The following is a 21,930-nucleotide window of genomic DNA, read 5'->3' as shown; positions in this document are numbered from 1 at the left end:
CACGTTAACTTCGGTGCCTTCAGAGATCTCGATGGTCAGGAATTCGTCGCTCACTTTAGATATACGACCCACCAATCCGCCGCCGATGACAATTTCATCACCTTTGTCCAAATTAGTGACCAGCTGCTTGTGCTGTTTGGCACGTTTGGCTTGCGGGCGCCACAGCAGGAAGTAGAAAATCAGTACGAAGCCGACCAGCATGACGATTTGCGCAATACCACCGCCGCCGGCGGCTTCTTGGGCATGGGCTGGTGAGATGAAGAAATCCAGCATTGTAGAGAACTCCTGAGTTAGAAAAGCGTGGTTTAAAAGCTTAAGTTTAGAAAAGCTTAGGTTTAGAAAACATGGGTCTAAAAAACATTGGTCTAAAAAACATGGTTTAGAAAAATATAGCCAAATAGTTTAAACCACGCGCCAAGGCACGTGGCGATTAATTCGTTAGATTTGTGTTAGGGGAGGCACCGGCAGGCCGCGCCGAGCATAGAAACCTTCCACAAAGGCCGTCAATGTACCCGCTTCAATTGCTGCGCGCAAATCAGCCATTACACGCTGGTAGTAACGTAAGTTGTGAATGGTGTTTAGCATTGAGCCGAGCATTTCATTGCAGCGGTCTAAGTGGTGCAAATAGCCCCGTGAGAAATGCTGGCAGGTATGGCAATCGCACTCTTCATCAAGCGGACGTGTGTCAAAGCGGTGCTTGGCGTTACGAATTTTGACCGTGCCATCTGATGTGAACAGGTGGCCGTTACGCGCATTGCGGGTAGGCATCACGCAATCGAACATATCCACGCCGCGGCGCACGCCTTCCACGAGATCTTCAGGCTTGCCGACGCCCATTAAGTAGCGGGGCTTGTCATCGGGCATCCAGGTGGGCAGGTAGTCGAGAACCTTGATCATCTCTTCTTTAGGTTCGCCGACGGAAAGCCCGCCAATCGCTAGGCCATCAAAATCGATTTCCAGCAACCCTTTCAGCGAACGTTCGCGAAGCTCAGGGTGCATGCCGCCTTGAATAATGCCAAACAGAGCAGAAGGCGACTCGCCGTGGGCATCACGTGAACGCTTGGCCCAGCGCAGCGATAGCTCCATGGATTTTTCGGCTTCCTCAAAGGTCGCCGGATAGGGCGTGCATTCGTCGAAAATCATGACCACGTCGGAACCCAGCGAGCGCTGAACCGCCATGGACTCTTCCGGCCCCATAAAGACTTTGCTGCCATCGACCGGCGAGCGGAAGTGCACGCCCTGCTCGGTGATTTTACGCGTTTTGCCCAGCGAAAAGACTTGGAAGCCGCCGGAGTCGGTGAGAATCGGCTTGTCCCACTGGGCGAAATCGTGCAGGTCACCGTGGGCTTCAATTACCTCGGTGCCGGGGCGTAGCCACAGGTGAAAGGTATTGCCCAGGATGATTTCAGCGCCGATCTCTTTAATCGAGTCGGGTGTCATGCCTTTTACTGTTCCGTAAGTGCCGACCGGCATAAACGCAGGTGTTTCAACCGTGCCGCGGGGGAAGTGCAGGCGACCGCGGCGTGCGCGGCCATCCTCAGCCAGGCGCTCAAAGCGCATAAAACATTCGTTTCGCATAAAAATAACTCGTTAATCTCGTTCGTTTGGCGCGGCTTGTGCACGGGTGATAAAGCAATTACTAACGGGTCAATAGCATAGCGTCGCCGTAGCTAAAGAATGCATAGCGCTCGGCCACTGCCTGCTGATAGGCGTGCATGATGGCATCGTAGCCTACAAAGGAAGAGACCAGCATCAGCAGGGTGGATTCAGGCAAATGGAAGTTGGTAATTAAAGCATCCACACAGCGCCATTGATAACCGGGATAGATAAAAATGTCGGTATCGCCGCTGTACGGCGCGATCTGCCCATCGCTGCTTTTTTGGCAGGCGCTTTCCAGGCAACGCACGCTCGTCGTCCCTACGGCCACAACCCGCTTGCCGGCCGCCAGGGTGTCACGCACCTGTTGGCAGGTAGCCTCAGAGACTTCAATCCACTCGCTGTGCATGTGGTGCTCAAGGATATTATCCACGCGAACTGGCTGAAACGTACCGGCGCCCACATGCAGTGTCACAAAGGCACGATTAACGCCTTTGTCAGCGAGCGCGTCCAGCAGCGGCTGGTCAAAGTGCAGCCCTGCGGTGGGTGCCGCTACTGCTCCGTCACGACGCGCATACACGGTTTGATAGCGATCACGGTCACTGATTTCGTCTTCGCGGGTGATATAGGGCGGTAGCGGCATATGGCCGTGTTTTTCAAGCAGCGCAATCATCGGTGTGTCGCCTAAAAAGCGCAGTTCGAACAGCGCGTCGCGGCGGCCTTCTACGATAGCGTGAACATCACCTTCAAAAATCAATTCCGTGCCGGGCTTAGGTGATTTGCTAGAGCGAATATGCGCCAAGCCGCGGTGAGCATCCAGCGGGCGTTCAAGCAGCATTTCTACTTTGCCGCCGCTTGCCTTGTGGCCGTGCAGGCGCGCGGGAATTACGCGCGTATCGTTGAACACCAGCAGGTCGCCAGGTTCCAAAAGCGCCAGTAAATCAGGAAAACGGCGATGCGCCAGCGCGTTGCTTTGCCCATCCACGCACAGCAGACGGCAGTCGCTACGCTGCTCAGAAGGGTAGCGAGCAATTAACTCGTCGGGTAGCTCGTAATGAAAATCTGCGCGCTGCATGGCGTATGACTCTTAACGTTGATCAAACAGGCGACATAGGATAGCGCTTTGGCTGGATAAAGTCAGTCGATGCGATTGACCTGCCTCAATTTTTACGTATAATGCGCATCCATTGCCGGTATGGCGGAATTGGTAGACGCAGCGGATTCAAAATCCGCCGCCTTTACGGGTGTGCCAGTTCGAGTCTGGCTACCGGCACCAAATATTAAAGGCTTAGCGTTCATCGCTAGGCCTTTTTTAGTGGCTTCAATTTGTTAGTGCCCGCAATTTGTGTTTTCTCGTCTGAGACAATGCATTTGTTCGCTTTTTCCTGCCTAGCCGTTTTATAGTCAATGAATCGCATTCGATGAAAGACGGACTCTCTCCATGGCCCTTTTTGAGCTGTATAGCCGTAACCTCGCCCAAGAGCAGGTGGCGCATACTCACGATTTTCATCAGCTTATCCTGGCGACCTGCGGCGTGACTGAGCTTTCGATGGAAGGGCAGGGGGAGCGGGTAACTGCCCGCCGAGGCTGCCTGATTCCCTCTTCGCGCCATCATGAATTTCAAGGTGATGGCAGCAATCGTACGCTTGTATTGGATATTCCCGTTGCGCACCTGGCGCTAATCGAACAGGGCGGCGACATTGAGCGTCTTTTCGATAAGCCGCGTTTTTTCAGCGTTCCCCCGGCCTTAAATCAGCTGACCCACGCCTTGGCGCACCAGTTGGAACAGTGCCCTGCACTACAAAATGAAATCGCGATCTTGTTGCTGCGCGCGCTTTACATGTATTTGCAGGATGCTACGCCGACGTCCGTCGCGCAGTTAGGGCAGCACTGCATTAGTGAACGTCTTGACCTTGCTCGCTTAGATGCGTGGTTGGACCAGCACTTGGCCGATGACGTTCGTGTGGATCAGTTGGCTTCTTTATGCGCCTTGAGTCCGGGGCATTTTCACAGCTGTTTTCGTGAGCTTACCGGCGTCACGCCGCTGGCATACGTACAGCGCAGGCGTTTAGAGCATGCCCGAAACCTGGTGCGGCATAGCACGCTGAGTCTTGGGCATATCGCTATGTTGGTAGGCTTTCGTGATCAAGGCAGTTTCTCCCGCGCCTATCGCCGCTACTTTGAGCTCTCTCCTTCTTCTGATCGTTAATCCCTTCCTCTCATCGTTAATCCCCACTGCCTGCCGTGTTTTGTGTTGTTTGCATGACTTGCGGGCAAATCTATCGCAGTGTCGGGCAAGTAATTTGCCCAGTAGCGCTTTAGTCTCTTAAGACCTTAATTTTACCGGAGAGACCCGATGGGCGTTACTTACCAAGACAGCAATGCGCGCATGAGCCAAGTCGCCATTCATAATGGCACCGTATACCTCGCTGGTCAGGTTCCTCCTGATGCCTCGGCGGATATGCGCGGTCAAACTGAGCAAGTGCTGGCGCGCATCGACCAACTGCTCGCTCAAGCCGGAACCTCCAAAGAGCACCTGATCTCAGCGCAGATCTGGGTGACCAGTATGGCTGAATTCGACCAAATGAATGCCGCTTGGGATGCGTGGATCGTTCCTGGCCGCCCACCCGTGCGTGCAGCGCTTGAAGCGAACCTCGCCAAGCCTGAGTGGAAGGTTGAAATTATGGTCGTTGCCGCACTGCCGGAGGCCTAATATGCGGGTTGTTGCTGCCGAAGAGGTCGCTCGCCACCTAACCTGGGATGGCTTGATCAGGCGGCTGCAAACGACGTTTGTAGAGGGCATTGAGTCTCCTCCCCGTCATCATCATGCGATGCACCGACCTGACGGCGAAGCCACCATGCTGCTCATGCCAGCTTGGGAAACAGCGGGCTATATCGGCGTCAAAATGGTCAACGTGTTTCCACAAAACGCCGATCACGGTATTCCTGCTATTTCGGGGCTTTACCTGCTCTGCGAAGGTAAACACGGGCAGCCGTTGGCCTGTATTGATGGTAGCGAGCTAACGCGTCGCCGTACCGCGGCAGCGTCTGCACTCGCGGTTAAAGCGTTGGCGAATGCGTCGGCAGAAACGCTGCTGGTCGTGGGCAGCGGCAAACTGGCCCCCATGGTGATTGAGGCTCACGCCAGCGTGCGCCCGATCAAGCGCGTGATGATTTGGGGGCGCAATCGTAGCAAAGCGGCGGCGATTGCCGACGAATACGCTGGGCGCCTTGAAACACAGGTCGTTGAAGACTTGGCCTTAGCCGTCGCGCAAGCTGACATCGTGAGCTGCGTCACGCTTTCGACTCAGCCGATTATCAAAGGCGAGTGGCTCACGCCGGGAACACATCTTGATTTGATTGGCGCTTTTCGCCCACAGATGCGTGAAACCGACGCTGAGTGTTTGCGCCGTGCACAGGTATTTGTGGATACCTATGCCGGTGCTAAAGGCGAGGCGGGCGATATCCTTCAAGCGATAGGGGAAGGCGCTTTTCGCTTTAACGATATTAAGGCTGAGCTTGCCGAAGTGCTGTCCGGCACAAAGCCGGGGCGTTCCGATCAAGCCGCCATCACGTTATTCAAATCGGTGGGTGCCTCACTTGAAGATTTAGCTGCGGCTATTGAGGTATGGGAATCACTGCCCGAATAACGCTGCATAAATAACGTCACAGGCTGATGCTGATAATAAGACGTTAGATATAACAGCCTGTTACGTCACAACGCCAGTCATAACGAAGACCGACTAATAACCAAAACGAGGTGTGTTATGAAAATGAATCAATCCTTACTAATGGCCGTTCTGACAGCACTGCCCTTGGCCATTGCAAGCGTCAATGCCCAAGCGCAGTCCTATGAAATGGTGATTGCCACCCAGATTCCGGAAGATATGAGTAACAACGAAATCTACCCGGCACTGATGCATTTTAAAAACCTGGTGGAAGCGCGTACCGACGGTGACCTTGAGGTCAATATCTTCGGCGGCGGTCAGCTAGGTTCAGAAGTTGAGAACGGGTCAGAAGTGCAGGGCGGGCGCACGCTGCAGTCGACGATTATTACCGCGGGCGCGATGTCGTCGTTTTACCAAGACTATCAAATGGTCACGGCCCCGTTCCTGTTCACTAACTGGCGCCAAGCGTGGACCTTTTTTGACAGCGAGTGGTTCGCTGACTTTATGTCCGGCACGATTGAAACGGCCAATATGCGTTACCTGGGCACCTTTGATGACGGCGGTGGTTTCGTCGCCTTTACCAATAACGTGCACTTGATTAAGACCGTCGAAGATTTAGAAGGGCTTAATATTCGCACCGAAGAAAACCCCGCTCACGTTGCGATTATGCGCTCGCTAGGCGCCTCTGCAACACCACTGCCTTGGGGTGAGCTGATCACTGCACTGGAAACCGGCCTTGCCGATGGCCAGTTCAATGCGCCGGTGCTCAACACCACGTTTAACTTTGATGCCGTCACCGACTACACCACGCTTACCGGGCATGTGTATAACAGCGCCCCGTGGGTCGTCAGCGAGTCCTGGTATCAGTCGTTGCCTGAAGACTACCAGCAGGTGCTGATTAGCTCTGCGCGCGAAGCCATTCAGTTGAGTCACGGAATGTCAGGCGCGCTGGCAACAACGAGCTGGGTGGAATCCTGTGAACGCTTCGTCGAATGCTACTTAATGCCTGATTCAGAGCGCGAACGCATGGCCGACATTGCCCGTCCGGCATGGCAAGCGTGGGTCGTCGATGACTTTGGTATGGACGAGACCCGCGTGCAGGGCCTGCTTGATGAAGTTGCCCGCGTCGGCCAACAAGTGCCAGACGAGGACTACCGCACTTATGGTCAATAACAGCAGGGTCAGTAAGTGCAGGGTCAATAAAACCAGGGCCAATAACGGCTAAGTCATTAACCGCTGGGTCATTAACGGCTAATTCTTAACCAACGTTGGAGCGGCTGTTATGCGTTCCAGCGTGAGGGATGGTGATGGGTGTATTAAAACCTTTGCGCCGCCTAAGCGATAGCATCAATCAGGTGGCCATTGTGGTCTGTGTGGGCTGTATCCTGGCAATGTTGGGGATCTCGTTTACCGCCTTTCTCTATAAGCTAGCAACGGGCAGCACGCTGAGCTGGACCTACTCGCTGGCACGGCTCTTTTTACCGTGGATCGGTTTTCTTTCCATGACCATTTCGCTGCGCTACGGCGAACATGTGGCCATGACGCTGCTGATACGCAGCCTGCCAAAAATCCTAGTGCAAATTGGAGCGGGGCTCTGTCTGGCGGTGATCGGTTTGTTTGCGCTAATGCTGATTTGGTATGGCTGGGGCTACTTCACCAACGCCACCCAGGTTTACATGGTCTCCGACCAAGTTCGTATCCTCAGTAAGGTTACCGCCATTGTGGTGCCGGTTAGCGGCTTCATCATGCTGCTCCACTTGGTGCATGGCTTTTCCTTGCTAGAGCACTTTTTAGATGAGAGCGAGATGATTGACGAACTCATTGAACTCAATGACGGAGAGAATCGCTCATGACGCCCGCGATTTTAGTATTCGTATTGCTGTTATTTATTGGTGCGCCCGTTGCGGTGGTGATGGCGATGTCGGGGCTAGCGGGTGGTTTTACGCTAGGCGGGGAGCGCATGCTGGGCATTATTGCCGACCGCATGTTCTCGGGCGTTTCCGGGTTTCTATTGATTGCCATTCCCTATTTTATTTTCACCGCTGAACTGATGAACCAAGGCGGGCTAACCCATAAGCTGATCGCGTTTAACAATGCCTTATTCGGCCGTGTGCGTGGATCGCTTTCCCATGTGAATATCTCAGTGTCGGTGTTTTTTGCTGGCCTGACCGGCGCCGCCGTCACGGATACCGTGGCGATTGGTAAAATCATGATCCCTGAGATGAAAAAGCAGGGCTACGACGCTGAATATGCCGCTGCCGTCACCGCCTGTTCATCGATCATTGGGCCAATCATTCCCCCTAGCGTTGTTATGGTGGTGTATGCCACGCTGCTGAGGGATATTTCGGTGATCGACCTGTTTGCAGGGGGGATTATTCCCGGGCTGTTAATGGCGTTAGCGCTGCTGGGAATGAGCTTTTTTCTAGCCTGGAAACGTAACTACCCTAAGCAGGCGCCAACGCCGTTTAGGGCCGCAATGATCGCTCTACTGGCCGCGCTTCCGGCAATGGTGGTGCCGCTGATTATCATGGGCGGTATTCTCTCCGGGCTTACAACGATTACCGAAGCCTCCGGCTTTGCGGCCGTTTACGCGATCATCATTGGCGTCGTGTTCTATCGCAATCTTACCTGGCGAAAAATATGGGACTCGCTGGTGACCACCGTGCGCTTTTCAGGCGTAGTGTTCTTTCTATTGGCAACGTCTGCGGTGCTAGGGTGGTTTGTCACCCGTTCGGGTATTGCCCGAGACGCCGCCAGCTTGATTACCACCTTTAGCGATATGGCCTTTGTGCAGCTAATGCTGGTATGCCTGCTACTGTTAGTGATTGGCACGGTGATGGATGTATTGCCTGCGCTAGTCGTGATTGCCCCGGTGTTAGTCCCGGCGATGATTCAGCTTGGCTTTGATCCGCTGCACTTCGCTATTTTGATGATTGTGGTGCTGAATATCTCCAATGTGACGCCGCCGGTAGGGATGACGCTAATGACCGCCGCGCGGATAGCCGAAGTGCCCTACGAGCGGGCAATTATTGCCTCGCTACCGTTCTACGTCTCGTTTCTGGTGGTGATTGTGCTACTAGCCGCATTTCCAGCGCTTTCCACCTGGATTCCTTCTTTACTCTAATGGGCTACCAGGGGCTGTACGAAGCGTCAGCGAGCTCAGGTCGTTCTCGTCAAGAACCTAAGAACTGTGAACTTAATCATGAAATGCTTTTACCATCCCGACCAAGCTTCTCATGCACCGCCAACGTTTTTACTGCGCGGGCAGCCTGCGCCGTCACCGGAAGGCCCGGTGCGCGCGGAGCTGCTCTCGCAAGGTTTGGCTAGCGTAGGACTTACGCTGACAACGCCTAACGAGGCAGGTTCACCCAAGCTACGTAAGCGCTTAGAGCAGATTCATACGCCGCGCTACCTGCAGTTTTTAGAAACCATTTATGAGCGTTGGCAGAAACTACCTAACGCCGCAGAATTTGTCGCGCCGAATATTCACCCCTGCGGTGGTGGCCATCATTACCCGCGCCACCCGATTGGCCAAGCGGGCTGGCATTTGCACGATATGGCCTGCCCGCTCAGTGCCACAAGCTTTCAGGGCGCGCTGGCCTCCGCTGCGACGGCTGAAGCCGCTGCAGAAGAAGTGCTTAACGGCGCGCCGCGTGCCTACGCACTTTGCCGCCCGCCGGGCCATCATGCGGGGCCTGAGCGCGCCGGTGGCTTTTGCCTACTCAATAACGCCGCGCTGGCAGCCACGGTGCTGCGTGAGCGCTTTGCCAAGGTGGCGATCATTGATGTGGATCTTCATCACGGCAACGGCACCCAGGATATTTTTTATGCCCGCAGTGACGTGTGGACCGGTTCGCTGCACGCCGACCCCAGCGACTTCTACCCGTTTTTTTGGGGCGGCGCCGATGAAGAGGGCTGTGGCGAGGGCTTAGACGCCAACGTCAATTTGCCCTTGCCCGTCGGCAGCGATGGCGAGGTTTTTCTAGATGCGTTGGCGGTGTTAATTGATCACCTTCAGAGCTATGCACCCGATGCAGTGGTAGTGGCGCTGGGGTTAGATGCCCATAAAGACGACCCGTTAGCCGGCCTGAACGTGGAAACCGACGCCTTTGTCGATGTGGGCAAGCGCTTAGCCGCGCTGTCGCTGCCCACGGTGATTATTCAGGAAGGTGGCTACCCTACCGAGCATTTAAGCGTCAACTTGGCCGCCTTTATGCAGGGCTTTGCGCCATGAAGGCAACCGGCTTTTACTGGCATGAGCGCTGCTTTTGGCATGACCAAGGGGCCATAGGCGTGTTTTCCGCACCCGGTGAGTTTTTACAGCCCCAGGCGGCGTCTGAAAGCCCGGAGAGCAAGCGCCGGTTAAAAAATATTCTCGAAGCCAGTGGGCTGATTGATGAACTTCACGTCGTGAAGCCACCGGCAGCGACGGTTGATGATCTGCTGCGTTTTCATACCCCGCGCTATTTAAATTTGCTTCAGGCGGGCGACAAAAGCCAAGGCGGTAACGGTGGCGACTGTGCGCCCTTTATGCCCGGCAGCTGGGCGTCGGCTACTCAGTCGGCGGGTTTAGCGGTGGCGGCTGTTGAGGCGGTAGCGCTGGGCGGCGTAGGCAACGCTTACGCGCTATGCCGCCCGCCTGGCCACCACGCAGAAGCTGATCAAGGCCGCGGTTTTTGTCTGCTGGGCAATATTCCCGTGGCGGTGATGCGCGCCCGCGCCTTGGGGCAGGTGAAGCGCGTGGCGATACTCGATTGGGATGTCCACCACGGCAACGGCCAGCAGGCCGCCTTTTACAGCGAGCCTGAGGTGTTCACGGTGTCGCTCCATCAAGCGGCTAACTACCCGCTGGAAACCGGTAGCTTTGACGAGCAGGGCGAAGGCCCCGGTCTCGGCGCCAATCTTAACTTACCGCTGCCGCCGGGCTGTGGCTTGGGCGCCTACGCGCACGCCATGGAAACGCTGGTACTGCCTGCGCTGGAAGCCTTTGCGCCTGAATTGATTGTCGTGGCCTGCGGCTATGATGCCTGCGCCAAAGACCCGTTAGGCAAAATGTTGCTCAATAGCGAAGCGTTCGCCCGCATGACTGCCCAGCTGAAAGCACTGGCCGAGCGCTGCTGCGAAGGCAAGCTGGTCGTGATACACGAAGGCGGCTACTCGGAGGGCTACGTGCCGCTATGCGGCCACGCGGTTATCCAAATCCTGGCGGGCAGTACGACGACCGTACCCGACCCGCAAAACGATGAAATTGCCGCGTGGGGCTATCAGGCCCTGCAACCGCACCAGCAGGCCTTCATTGAAAGCTGGTGCCAACAGTGGGAGCAAGCAAAACGATGACACCGCTTGATGATCACGATGGCTGGATTTGGCTAGACGGCGAATGGCGTGAGTGGCGCGACGCTAAGGTTCACCTGTTTACCCATACCCTGCACTACGGCATGGGCTGTTTTGAAGGTGTGCGTGCTTATGCAGACGCTACGGCCACGCATCTGTTTCGCGTCGCTGAACACACGCGCCGCTTGGCAGAAAGCGCCCATGCGCTGGACATTCCCCTGCCGTTCAGTGAGGCAGACATCATCACTGCTCAGCGCGAGTGCCTGAGTAAAAATGGCCTAACCAATGCCTACCTAAAGCCCACCGTGTTTTTAGGCTCAGAAGGCTTGGGGCTGCGTGCTCAGGGGCTCAGCACTCACCTGATGGTGGCAGCGTGGGATTTAGGCCCGTACATTTCACCGCAGGCGGCCACCCAAGGGCTGCGGGCGCTTACCTCTTCCTGGGCGCGTCACCATGTCAATATCAGCCTATGCCGCGCCAAGACGAGCGGGCACTACGTTAACTCGATGCTCGCGCTCAATACCGCGGTGAAAGCCGGGTTTGATGAAACCATTATGCTTGACCCAGAAGGCTATGTGGCCGAGGCCTCGGCGGCTAATGTCTTTTTGCTGCGCGACGGCGTGCTACACACGCCGGAAGTGACGTCGTGCCTGCAGGGCATTACCCGGGATAGCGTGATTCAGTTAGCGCAAAAAGTGCTGGGCATTGAAGTGCGTGAGCGGCGGATTACCCGCGATGAGCTATATACCGCCGATGAAGCATTCTTAACCGGCACTGCCGCTGAGATACTGCCGCTGCGCGAGTTGGATGGGCGGCGTATTGGCGCCCGCGCTGGGACGCCACCGGCCAATGAGCCCATCCATCCAGACAGCGTGACGGCTCAGCTGCAAGGCTTATACCGTCAGGCGGTGCGTGGCGAACTGGATGATTTTAGGCATTGGTTAACACAGGCTTAAGCGCTAATCGCAGCCTCTAATGCCGCTAATCTTCCTGGTTCCAGCGCTGCTTGTACGGCGGTAATACGAATGATGTTGGCAAGCGCCGGGTGTGCTAAGCGCGCAACTAACACGCCTTCGGCGAGCAGATGCTGATGCACCTCGGCGGCGAGATCGGCGCTGGGTAGGCGGATGCCAACAAAGTTCGTGGCGCTGGGCAGTACATCGGCACCCAATGCGCGAAAGTGCTCAGCCAACTGCTCCCTGCGTGCTTTCACATCGGCAACGTGCTGGTGGACTTCATCAGAGTGGTCGAGCACCACTTCGGCGGCGGCCAGGGTCAGCGACGATACCGCGTAGTGAATACGCACCTTCATCATCATCGCCAGTACCTTGGGGTCGGCGATGGCATAGCCAATCCGCAAGCCTGCCAAGCCATGGGCCTTGGAAAGTGTACGCAGGCGAATCACACCTTGTATGGCGTTGGCAGCGAACTCGCTGCCTGCATCATCGCGAAAGTCCCCATAAGCTTCATCTAACAGCAGCCAGCAGCTATCGGGCAGCGCGTCGCGCAGCTTAAGGATGGCGCTGTCGCTATGCAAATGGCCGCTGGGGTTATCTGGGTTGGCCAGATACACCAGGCGTGCATTCTCGTTATACGCCGCCGCCGCCAAAGCTTCTAAATCAGGCGCTAGCACGCCCGGTGCTTCATAGTAGCTGGGCTCAACCAAGCGGCATCCCTGGCCAAGCGCAAAATAGCCAAACGTGGGGTAGGTGCCGGCAGTGCAGATGACGGTCGCGCCGGGTTCACAGGTCGTGCGCAGGGCCAGGGCAATAAGGCTGTCGGCGCCGGCATCGACCAGCAGCGTTTCAAGTGCCATACCATGCTGGGCACTCAGGCGCTGGCGCACGCCGAGCGCCTCGGCATCGCCGTAGCAGTAAACGTGTTCGGCTAGGGCATCGCCAAAGTGCTCGCGCAGTGCACGGTGTGGCATGTCCAGGCCTTCGTTAGAGCCCAGTCGATGGGGGATCTCCTTTCCGATGCGGCGCTCTAACACCTTGATGCCAGGAAACGGGTTAACAGGGCCTTCACTGGTTAAGTGCTCGGGATAGCGGGGCATAGCGGTTCCTAAAAGCGATGTCTAAAAGTAATCTCTAAAAACAATCTCTAAAAACAGTAGTAATGATCAGCGTTGGGCGTTTCGTTAAAGCACTTTACCGCGATTCAATAAATTGAGCGGGTCTAGTGCTTGCTTGAGGGTTTGCATCAACTCGATCTCGGCGCTGGCACGGCAGGTGCTTAGCCACGGGCGCTTTTCTAGGCCAATGCCGTGTTCCGCGGACACCGATCCGCCAAGTGCGGTCAGCGGCTCATAAACCATGGCTTCGACTTCACGGCGAATCTCGATGGCATCGTTGCCCGTACTCACGGAAATATGCAGATTGCCATCGCCTAAGTGGCCAAACACCACTAGCCGTGCCTCTGGCCAGCGCTGCGTTAGCTGCGTTTCCAGCGCGACGGTGTAGCGCTGCATATCGGCAATCGGCAGGCTAACATCGAACGTAAATACCGGCGCTAGGCCTTTAACGAGTCCTTCAATGTCTTCACGAGCGGCCCATAGCCCATCACGCTGGGCGTGAGACTGGGCGATCACCGCATCGACAATCAGTTCGCTTTCGAGCGCGCTTTCCAATGCTTCGCTGAACTGGTTGGCATTGCGCTCAGCGTCGCTGCCCAACGACTCAATGATGACATAGAAGGGGTGATGCGTTGGAATCGGCGGGGTATGGCGCCCCAGCGTGTCTGTCAGCAGGCGGTAGTGGTTTTGCCACATGACCTCAAAGGCGCCGAGGCTACCGCCTAGCGCTTTGCCCATATGGCTGAGCAGGCCGGTTAGTGCTTCAAACGAAGGGCAGGCGACCATCGCCGTCTGCTCGCTAGGTGTTGGCGGCTGCAGGCGCAGCACGGCGCGGGTCACAATGCCCAGGGTGCCTTCGCTGCCGATAAACAGCTGCTTTAAATCGAATCCTGCATTGTTTTTGAGCATGCGATTCATCGAGCTAACCACACGGCCATCGGCCATCACCGCTTCCAGGCCGAGCACCTGCTGGCGCATCATGCCGTAGCGAATCACCCGCACGCCGCCTGCATTGGTGGCGATATTGCCGCCGATCGTACAACTGCCTCGGGCGCCAAGATCCAGCGGAAACTGCAGGCCGACTTCTCGCGCTGCTTCTTGCACCCGCTGCAGCGGTGCCCCGGCTTGCACGCTGAGCGTGCCGCCGACTTGATCAATCTCTTCAATGGCGCTCATGCGCTCAAGCGAGATTACCAGCTCGTCAGGGCTTGCTTCAGCACCGTGGACTAAGCCCGTTACTCCGCCGTGAGTGACTACCGGCTGCTGCACCTCATAACAGGCGCGCATGACCGCAGCCACCTGCTCGGTGTTTGCAGGTCGAACGAGCGCCCCTGCCTGGCAGGGCGCGCCGGTCATCCAGTCGACGCTGCGGCTGTGCACATCGTTGCCGGTCAATACATGGGCAGGGCCAACAATGGCACGCAGTGCCTCCAGGGATATCTGCATTGGTTATCCTTACTGATGAGTAAATAGGCGCGGCTATGAGTGCTTAAGCCGTCGCTGCTACAGGCGCTTCACGGCCTGGAATCGCCTTAAGAAGCGCTTGAGTATACGCTTCGCGCGGAGCGAGAAATATTTGCTCAGCGCTGCCTTGCTCAACAATGCGGCCATGCTGCATGACAACAATACGATCGCAAATATGCGCCGCCACCCGCAGGTCGTGAGTGATAAAGAGCAGCGACAAAGAAAGGCGCTGCTTTAGTTCTTCAAGCAGCTCCAATACCTGAGCCTGAATGGACACATCCAGCGCCGAGACGGCTTCGTCTGCGACGATCAGTTCGGGGTTGAGCGCCAGCGCTCGGGCAATACCAATCCGCTGGCGTTGGCCGCCGGAAAATTCATGCGGAAAGCGCTCCACGGCGCTGGCGCCCAAACCGACCAAGTCTAATAGCTCGCCGGCCTGTTTAAGCGCCGCGGCTTTGGGCGTGCCGTTGGCAATCGGCCCCTGGGCAATCGCCATGCCTACCTTGGTGCGTGGGTTGAGCGAGGCGTAGGGGTCTTGAAAAATCATCTGTACCCGGTGGCGCTCACGGCGCAGCGCATCGCCTTTAAGCTGGGAAAGATTAACGCCATCCAGCAGCAGCTCGCCGCTGTCAGGGTGCTCCAAACGCACCACGCAGCGCCCTAATGTGGATTTTCCCGAGCCAGATTCGCCCACAATGCCCACTGTTTCGCCGCGGGCGAGGGTAAGCGAGACATCTTCCAGAGCGCGCACTTCCCGGGCAGGCTTAAACAGCCCGCCCCGGGAGCGAAAGACTTTATTGAGCTGTTTAATCTCCAGTAGCGGGGCAACTTGGCTGCTCTCTCGATGAGGCGGCACCGCATTGCTGGGGATGGCTGCAATCAGCGCTTGCGTATAGCTATCCTGTGGCTTTTCAAGCACCGCTTTTGCTTCGCCTAACTCAACAATCTTGCCGTGGCGCATCACGCAGACCCGGGTGGCGATTTCGGCCACCACGCCAAAGTCGTGGGTGATAAACATCACTGACATGCCGCGGCGGCTTTGCAAATCGCGAATCAACTCGAGAATCTGCGCCTGGGTGGTCACATCCAGCGCCGTGGTAGGTTCGTCGGCAATCAGAATAATGGGTTCCAGCGCCAACGCCATGGCGATCATTACCCGCTGTCGCTGGCCACCGGAAAGCTCGAACGGGTAGGCGCGAATGGCCTTTTCCGGCTGTGGAATGCCCACTTCGATCAGCAGCGCCAGGGCGCGGGCCTGACGCTCTTTGGCAGTGAACTGGCCGTGGGCTTCAAAAACCTCGGCAATTTGCGCACCTACCCGCATCAAGGGGTTGAGGGCGGTCATCGGCTCCTGAAAAATCATGCCGATTTTGAGCCCGCGCAGGGCCCGGTGCTGCTTCTCGGTCAGAGCGAGCAGGTTCTGACCCTCAAACAAAATCTCGCCCTGGGTGGCGCGCACGCCCTTGGGTAGCAGCCCCATCACGGCGTTGGCGGCCATCGACTTACCAGAGCCGGATTCGCCCACCACGCACATTATTTCCCCCCGTTTTACGTCGTAGCTAACATCTTCTACTGCCAGCGCGCGATCCGCCCCTTTGGGGAGCGCAATATTAAGGTCGCGAATGCTAAGGACGGTTTCTGTTGATGCTTTATTCATAACAAGCTCTCCAGCCATAACAAACGCCTAGCGCTCGCGGGATAGTTTGGGGTTCAAGGCATCATCTAAACCTTCACCGACGAGATTGAGCGCCAGCACGGTGAGCAGAATGGCTACCCCAGGAAAGAAGCTCAGCCACCACGCTTGGCGAATCACCGTGCGCGCCGCACCAATCATATAGCCCCAGGACATCACGTTCGGGTCGCCCAAGCCGAGAAACGACAGCGCCGACTCCAACAAAATCGCGGTGGCCACCATTAGTGATGCCAGCACGATAATCGGTGACAGCGTATTGGGCAGAATCTGACGCAGAATGATCGTGCTGTTGGTCTGGCCCACCAAGCGTGCGGCCTCGACATATTCACGGTTGCGTAGCGACATAAACTCGGCGCGTACCAAGCGCGCTACCGGCGGCCAACTGACAATCGCAATCGCCAGCACAATCGAGGTGATGCTGGGCTGCATAATCGCCACTAGCACAATCGCCAGCGCAAAGTTGGGGATGGTCTGAAAAAACTCGGTAAAGCGCATCAAAATATCGTCAATGATTCCGCCGTAGTAACCGGCAATAGCACCCAGTGGAACGCCAATCAGCAGCGCCACGCTGGTCGATACCAGCCCAATTAACAGCGATACCCAGGCGCCGTGCATAATGCCTGCCGCCACGTTGCGGCCCATGGTATCAGTGCCAAGCGGAAAGCCATCTTGCGAAAGCGGCGGCAAAAAGGGCCGCTGGACCATGCGCCAAGGGGATTCAGGGAATAGCAGCGGGGCGAGAATGGCCATGGCGATGATCGATAGCAGAATAATCAGCCCCACCAGGGCGCCACGGTTTTGCGCGAAGCGTGCGAAAAAGCTCATGCGGCCCCCTTCTTGATGCGTGGATCAGCCAGGCTGTAGACCAAATCGGTGATGATATTGAAGACGATAACCAAGGCCGCCGAGAAGAAGAAAATCCCCAGTAGCAGGTTGTAGTCACGCTGCTGCAGGGCTTCGAACATCAGCCGCCCGATGCCCGGCCAGGCAAACACGGTTTCGGTCAGGATCGCACCACCGACCATCTGCCCCGCCTGCAGGCCCGCTAATGTGATGATCGGCAGCAGGGCGTTACGCAACACATGACGGCGCTGAATAATGCTGGGCTTCAAGCCTTTCGCGCGGGCGGTTTTAACGTAATCCTGCTGGGCAGCGTCCAGCATCGAGGTGCGGGTCATACGGGTGTAAATCGCCATAAAGAACAGCGCTAGGGTCGTGGCGGGCAGTACTAGGTGTTTAGCAACATCGAGGATTAAAGCAAAGCCCGTATGCCCAGCACCTACGGTGTAAAGGCCATAGGCGGGCAGCCAGCCGAGATATACCGAAAACACCACCACCGACATTAGCGCCACCCAAAACAGCGGCGTGGCATAGAAGATCAGCGCCAGCGCCATAATGATCGAGCCTGAGGGTTTTTTAACCCGTGCGGCGGCCATGGAGCCCGCCACAATGCCCAGCACGAGTGACAGCACAAAGGCGGTGCCGGTGAGCAGAAGGGTGGCGGGTAAACGATCCATAATCAGATCAAACACCGGGACGCCCAGCCGGTAGGAGTAGCCAAAATCGAGCACGGCGATACCTGATACATAGCGCCACAGCTGCACATACATGGGTTGATCGAGGCCAAAGCGCTCGCGCAACTGAGTAAGAAATTCCTGGTCGGCGGCACCCGCTTCACCGGCCAGAATGGCGGCCGGGTCACCCGGGGCCAACTGAATCAATAGGAAATTAAAAATAATGATTAAAAACAGAATGATAACGGCTTTTAGTAGCCGCATAGCAATTAAGCGAGCGTAAACCATAGACACCTTCCTGACAGATACCTTCATGACATGGCAGAATCGCCCAGGTCGCTCGTGCTACCTGGGCAGAGTGTTGGTTTAGCGGTCTAACCAAGCATCTTTAAAGCCGTCATTAACGCCTACGCCGGAGGTGACTAGGTTCTGCACATCGCAGCGGTAGAGTGTTGGGAAACCCAGTTCCATCAGCCAGCCGACTGGAACGTCCTCATGCAGAATTTCCTGCACTTCGCGGTAGAGCGCTTCGCGTTCTTCATCAGGGAAGGCGGTGGCAGCCTCGTTAAACAGTTCATCAACGCGCTCGTTCTCGTAGCCTTCAACGTTGTTCCAGGGTGAGCCTTTGGCGATATTGTCCGATAGATAGTTACGCGCAATACCGAGTGCCGGGTCGCCGTACTGGAACAGGTAAGTAAAGGCGAGATCGTAATCCCAATCGCCCAGGCGCTGGTTCCAGCCGCCGACATCGGTGGCTTGAGTGCGCACGTTAATGCCCACTTCACGCAAACTCTGCTGAACAGCTTCGGCCCAGCGCGTCCAGGTTTCGCCGTAGGGCAGCGGTAGGATGGTAATCTCCTCGCCGTCGTATTCCATCTCTTCAAGTAGCTCGCGGGCACGATCAGGGTTGTGGTCGTAAGGATTAAGGCCATCGTGTTGGAAGCGGGCATTAGAGCCGAAGGCAGAAAGCGGCACATTGCCCAGGCCGTTCCACAGCACATCGCGAGCAAATTCGCGGTCCATGGCGTACATCACCGCTTGGCGGAAGCGTTTGTCGGCTGTTGGGCCTTCACGGTTATTCATCCATAGCATGGCGAACGGGCTGAAATATTCATGGCCCTCTTCGGTCATGCAGACGTTATCCATCTCGGCTAGGCGGGGAATATCGAAGTTCTCGACGGTACCGCTGGGAAGCACATCAATGGTCTCGTTCTCGAACGCCACTGCGCGGGAAGCGCCGTCAGGAATGATGTGCCAGTTCACGCCGTCCAGGTAGGGCAGGCCGTCTTCGTAATAGTCTTCGTTTTTGACCAGCTCGATCACCGTGCCGCGTTCCCAGTTGGAGAACTTGAACGGGCCGGTGCCAATGGGGTGGTCGTTGTGCTCGTTATTACGGAAATCAGTGCCGGCGTAGAGGTGCTCGGGCACCATGGTGAAGGTGCCCGCTTCAAAAGAGAGCAGGAACGGGCCAAAGGGTTGAATCAGGGTAAAGACCACGGTGTGGTCGTCGGTGGCTTCGATACTTTCTACATGCTGTAACACGGCCCGCGCGCTGGGGTTCAACTCGCGGTGGAAGATATCGGCGGAGAACACCACATCATCAGCGGTAAAGGCTTCGCCGTCGTGCCAGGTAACGCCTTCACGCAAATGGAAGGTGTAGGTACGGCCATCGTCGCTGACCTCCCATGACTCCGCCAGTTGTGGCATGGGTTCAAGGTTGGTGGAGTAGCGCAACAGGCCTTCGTAAATATTGCCCGCTACGGTGCGCGTGGGGGCATTTTGCACCATACCTAGCACCAAGCCTGGCGGCTCTGGCTGAATAATCGTGTTAACAGTTCCCCCTTGCTTTGGCTCATCAGCCAGGGCGGCAGAGGTAAAGGCGAGTGCTGCAGCGGAAATAGCCAACGCTAAAGTTTTTTTCATGCTTCCTGCTCCTCAGTTATTAGCACGTAATGAGTTTACGTAGTCGTTAGGCGAGCGAGGCGTGGCGTGTTAGGCCCAGTTGTGATGTTTGTTATAGGCCTTCTTTGAAAATAGCAGCATGTGGTAAAACTGTCGACAGTCGGCAATCGTTCGTCGACAAGGAGGTTTTTTTCGTCATACTGAAGAAAACGCGTCATACCCCGAGAGTAACGTTTATGGTCTCATCAACGGTGCCTCCCAAGGCCTTTATTCAACAGCAAAACTTAGCCGAGCAAGTTGCCGACTACTTGACTCAAGCGATTGTTAAGCAGCATTTTTTACCCGGTGAACGGCTTTCAGAAGTGCAGCTTTCCCGCGACTTGGGCGTTAGCCGTGCACCGGTGCGTGAGGCGGCGCGCCTGTTGGAAAGCCGCGGGCTGCTGATCTCAAAACCCCGCCGCGGCTTTTTTGTAAGGGCGTTGAATGCCGTTGAACTCGAAGATGTCTTTGATTTTCGGCTGTGCCTGGAGCGCCATGCGATTCATCGCCTAGTTGGCCGCTATACGCCCGATGCCCAGCGCGCGTTAAAGCAACAAGTAGAGGTGCTATGTGAGGCCGCCGCCGGTAACGACGGCACGCGGCGTATTGAAGAAGATCTGCAGTTTCATCGCTTAATGCTGCATTACGCCGGTAATGAGCGGCTGCTGCGCGCTTTTGATGACTTGAGCCACGAGCTGCGCCTCTGCATCACCCTAATTACCAAAACCCATGAAGCCCCCGACACCATCGCCACCAGTCACTTTAAGCTGCTTGACGCGCTGGATAGCGGCAGCCCAGCCGCCTGCCGTGAGGCGATTGACTACCACATAGGCGTTGCTCGCAAATTCGTAGTCAAGGGTGTGGGCGAAGCCGGAGAGCATGCCGATGAAGACGTTCTTTCACGATGATCAATTGCTTCATCAGCCGCAAACCTACTTCTCCCGCGGGAAGATGCGCACTCCCCAGGAAATGCCGGAGCGGGCCACTCAGCTGCTGGCGGCGGCCAATCAGTTAGGATTTGATATTCAAGCGCCCGTGGATCATGGAGTAGCGCCAATAAGGGCGGTGCACTCGCTGCCCTATCTGCGCTTTCTTGAAAGTGCCTATCGGCGCTGGCGCACGCTTGACGAAGACTGGGGGGAAGAGGTCATCTCCAACATCTTCGTGCGCTCGCCCAACGCCCTGCGCGGGATATTGGCAGAAGCCGCACGCTACCTGGCAGACGGCAGCGCACCGGTGGGCCAGCACACCTGGCGGTCGGCTTACTGGTCAGCGCAAAGCGCGGTGGCCGGTGCCGAGGCCCTGCTGGCTGGTGAGCGGTTTGCCTATGCGCTATCGCGCCCGCCCGGGCATCATGCAGGCATCGACTCCGCCGGTGGCTTTTGCTTCCTCAACAACGCCGCCATTGCCGCGCAGCATCTTAAAACGCGCTACCCGCGCATCGTGGTGTTAGACCCCGATATGCATCATGGGCAGGGTATTCAGGAAATTTTCTACCAGCGCGACGATGTGCTGTATATCTCGATCCACGGCGATACCACTAACTTCTACCCGGCGGTGACGGGCTTTGAAGACGAGCGCGGGCAAGGCGCGGGGGTGGGCTATAACCTCAACCTGCCGATGCCACACGGTTCACCGGAGTCGGTGTTTTTTGATCGCATGGAACAAGCCTGCCAAGCCATTCGTCTATTTGAACCCGATGCAATAGTGCTGGCGCTGGGATTCGACATTTACGCGCTTGACCCCCAAGCCAAGGTGACTGTTTCAACCCCAGGGTTTTGTGAGCTAGGCCGTAAAGTAGCCGGCTTGAACGTACCCACGCTGGTGGTGCAGGAAGGCGGATATTACCTTGAAGGGTTGGAAGCCAACGCGGTGAGTTTCTTTGAGGGGTTGCTGGGCATCGCTTGATACTTGTGGCAATGCCGAATCCAAACGCTCGATAAGAGTAAGACAAGCTATCAATGTGTCTGGCAAGATAGTCGCCTTCTTTGATCAGCAAAACGATTCGATCAGCAAACGAAAGGACACGGCATGGCCCACCTGCTACGTATCGTGATGATTCACGGCCACCTGGAAGGGGTGGTGGAACTGAGTGTGGACGGCCACACCAATATTTGCGGCACCAACGCCTCCGGTAAAACCACGCTGCAGCGCCTGGTGCCGGTGTTTTATGGCGAGCTACCCAATAAGGTCGTGCCCAAGACGCGCATGAAGTTCGATGCGTTTTATTTGCCCCATCGCAATAGCTACCTAGTGTACGAATATCGCCGTGAAGCGGGCAATATCTGCCAGGCGGTACTGACCCGCAAAACGGAAGGCGGGGTGGAGTACCGCTTTGTCGGCGGGCCTTACCAGCCGGAAGATTACTTGGTGGAGAGCGAAGCGGGCGTAGCCGCGCTGGACTACACCCAGTGGGCCAGCGGCCTGCGCCGCAGCGGCACGCCCGTTTCTCCCAAGCTGGGCGCGACCTCTGAATTTCGTTCGGTGATCCAGAACGACTTTACCCAACTGCACGGCAACAGCCGCGACGGCCTCAAGCTGCGCCAGATCGCCGCGCAGTTCAGCCTGGTCAAACCCGAGCGGCGTATCCGTCATATCGAAAAGCTGGTCTCGGCGGTGCATGCCAAAGAGGGCAAGATGGATACC

The 21,930-nt window shown here is 56.5% G+C and carries 21 protein-coding genes and 1 tRNA gene; 13 read left to right on the top strand and 9 right to left on the bottom strand.

Going from position 1 to position 21,930, the window contains the following annotated elements:
• From yajC to queA, 3 genes are all read right to left on the bottom strand, one after another.
• On the bottom strand, window positions 1-273 hold a 273-nt coding region (gene yajC / locus ACTH5D_RS12315), incomplete at its 3' end, for a preprotein translocase subunit YajC (RefSeq protein ID WP_441671652.1).
• Window positions 274-438: 165 nt separating this feature from the next.
• Window positions 439-1,560 carry a tRNA guanosine(34) transglycosylase Tgt gene (gene tgt / locus ACTH5D_RS12310; protein ID WP_441671654.1) on the bottom strand — a complete coding sequence of 374 codons (1,122 nt, stop codon included), beginning with the start codon at window positions 1,558-1,560 and terminating at the stop codon, window positions 439-441.
• 79 nt (window positions 1,561-1,639) lie between these two features.
• Window positions 1,640-2,671: a tRNA preQ1(34) S-adenosylmethionine ribosyltransferase-isomerase QueA gene (queA, locus tag ACTH5D_RS12305; protein ID WP_441671650.1), complete on the bottom strand. Its 1,032-nt coding sequence runs from the start codon at window positions 2,669-2,671 to the stop codon at window positions 1,640-1,642.
• Between the two features lie 114 nt (window positions 2,672-2,785).
• Here queA and ACTH5D_RS12300 point away from each other — a divergent pair.
• From ACTH5D_RS12300 to ACTH5D_RS12255, 10 genes are all read left to right on the top strand, one after another.
• Window positions 2,786-2,872, top strand: a tRNA-Leu gene (locus ACTH5D_RS12300).
• Between the two features lie 165 nt (window positions 2,873-3,037).
• The gene (locus ACTH5D_RS12295; protein WP_441671648.1) at window positions 3,038-3,805 is read left to right on the top strand and encodes an AraC family transcriptional regulator; all 768 of its coding nucleotides are present in this window, start codon (window positions 3,038-3,040) and stop codon (window positions 3,803-3,805) included.
• A gap of 147 nt (window positions 3,806-3,952) precedes the next feature.
• Window positions 3,953-4,309, top strand: a complete 357-nt coding sequence (locus tag ACTH5D_RS12290; protein ID WP_441671646.1) for a RidA family protein — start codon at window positions 3,953-3,955, stop codon at window positions 4,307-4,309.
• A gap of 1 nt (window position 4,310) precedes the next feature.
• Window positions 4,311-5,246: an ornithine cyclodeaminase family protein gene (locus ACTH5D_RS12285; RefSeq protein WP_441671644.1), complete on the top strand. Its 936-nt coding sequence runs from the start codon at window positions 4,311-4,313 to the stop codon at window positions 5,244-5,246.
• A 117-nt stretch (window positions 5,247-5,363) separates the two neighbouring features.
• A complete protein-coding gene (dctP, locus tag ACTH5D_RS12280; RefSeq protein WP_441671642.1) occupies window positions 5,364-6,437 on the top strand; it encodes a TRAP transporter substrate-binding protein DctP in 1,074 nt (357 codons plus the stop codon).
• A 134-nt stretch (window positions 6,438-6,571) separates the two neighbouring features.
• Entirely contained in the window at window positions 6,572-7,117 is a 546-nt protein-coding gene (locus tag ACTH5D_RS12275; protein WP_441671640.1) for a TRAP transporter small permease, read from the top strand.
• A complete protein-coding gene (locus ACTH5D_RS12270; protein WP_441671638.1) occupies window positions 7,114-8,388 on the top strand; it encodes a TRAP transporter large permease in 1,275 nt (424 codons plus the stop codon). Before ACTH5D_RS12275 ends, ACTH5D_RS12270 begins: the two co-directional genes overlap by 4 nt.
• Before the next feature lie 78 nt (window positions 8,389-8,466).
• Entirely contained in the window at window positions 8,467-9,498 is a 1,032-nt protein-coding gene (locus ACTH5D_RS12265) for a histone deacetylase family protein (RefSeq protein ID WP_441671636.1), read from the top strand.
• Window positions 9,495-10,601, top strand: a complete 1,107-nt coding sequence (locus tag ACTH5D_RS12260; protein WP_441671634.1) for a class II histone deacetylase — start codon at window positions 9,495-9,497, stop codon at window positions 10,599-10,601. Before ACTH5D_RS12265 ends, ACTH5D_RS12260 begins: the two co-directional genes overlap by 4 nt.
• On the top strand, window positions 10,598-11,554 hold the full coding sequence (locus ACTH5D_RS12255; RefSeq protein WP_441671632.1) for a branched-chain amino acid transaminase: 957 nt from the start codon (window positions 10,598-10,600) through the stop codon (window positions 11,552-11,554). Before ACTH5D_RS12260 ends, ACTH5D_RS12255 begins: the two co-directional genes overlap by 4 nt.
• Here the strand turns inward: ACTH5D_RS12255 and ACTH5D_RS12250 are convergent.
• From ACTH5D_RS12250 to ACTH5D_RS12225, 6 genes are all read right to left on the bottom strand, one after another.
• A complete protein-coding gene (locus tag ACTH5D_RS12250; protein ID WP_441671630.1) occupies window positions 11,551-12,654 on the bottom strand; it encodes a pyridoxal phosphate-dependent aminotransferase in 1,104 nt (367 codons plus the stop codon). The two genes, ACTH5D_RS12255 and ACTH5D_RS12250, sit on opposite strands and share 4 nt — an antisense overlap.
• A gap of 84 nt (window positions 12,655-12,738) precedes the next feature.
• Entirely contained in the window at window positions 12,739-14,118 is a 1,380-nt protein-coding gene (locus tag ACTH5D_RS12245) for an FAD-binding oxidoreductase (protein ID WP_441671628.1), read from the bottom strand.
• Between the two features lie 43 nt (window positions 14,119-14,161).
• Window positions 14,162-15,793, bottom strand: a complete 1,632-nt coding sequence (locus ACTH5D_RS12240) for an ABC transporter ATP-binding protein (protein WP_441671626.1) — start codon at window positions 15,791-15,793, stop codon at window positions 14,162-14,164.
• Between the two features lie 27 nt (window positions 15,794-15,820).
• Entirely contained in the window at window positions 15,821-16,654 is an 834-nt protein-coding gene (locus ACTH5D_RS12235) for an ABC transporter permease (protein ID WP_441671624.1), read from the bottom strand.
• Window positions 16,651-17,631, bottom strand: a complete 981-nt coding sequence (locus tag ACTH5D_RS12230) for an ABC transporter permease (RefSeq protein ID WP_441671622.1) — start codon at window positions 17,629-17,631, stop codon at window positions 16,651-16,653. Before ACTH5D_RS12230 ends, ACTH5D_RS12235 begins: the two co-directional genes overlap by 4 nt.
• Before the next feature lie 78 nt (window positions 17,632-17,709).
• Window positions 17,710-19,266: an ABC transporter substrate-binding protein gene (locus tag ACTH5D_RS12225; protein WP_441671620.1), complete on the bottom strand. Its 1,557-nt coding sequence runs from the start codon at window positions 19,264-19,266 to the stop codon at window positions 17,710-17,712.
• Window positions 19,267-19,481: 215 nt separating this feature from the next.
• Here ACTH5D_RS12225 and ACTH5D_RS12220 point away from each other — a divergent pair, with 215 nt between their 5' ends.
• The 3 genes from ACTH5D_RS12220 to ACTH5D_RS12210 form a co-directional block, all read left to right on the top strand.
• On the top strand, window positions 19,482-20,192 hold the full coding sequence (locus ACTH5D_RS12220) for a GntR family transcriptional regulator (protein WP_441671618.1): 711 nt from the start codon (window positions 19,482-19,484) through the stop codon (window positions 20,190-20,192).
• Window positions 20,170-21,192, top strand: a complete 1,023-nt coding sequence (locus ACTH5D_RS12215) for a histone deacetylase family protein (protein WP_441671616.1) — start codon at window positions 20,170-20,172, stop codon at window positions 21,190-21,192. The genes ACTH5D_RS12220 and ACTH5D_RS12215 overlap by 23 nt, the downstream gene beginning before the upstream one ends.
• A gap of 123 nt (window positions 21,193-21,315) precedes the next feature.
• Window positions 21,316-21,930 (top strand): ATP-binding protein (locus tag ACTH5D_RS12210; RefSeq protein ID WP_441671614.1); only part of this gene is annotated, 615 nt, incomplete at its 3' end.

The sequence above is a fragment of the Halomonas sp. genome, assembly GCF_052095695.1.
Classification (GTDB): Bacteria; Pseudomonadota; Gammaproteobacteria; order Pseudomonadales; family Halomonadaceae; genus Vreelandella.
The sequence above is the reverse complement of the archived record's forward strand: the minus strand, read 5'-3'. Positions and strand labels throughout refer to the sequence as shown.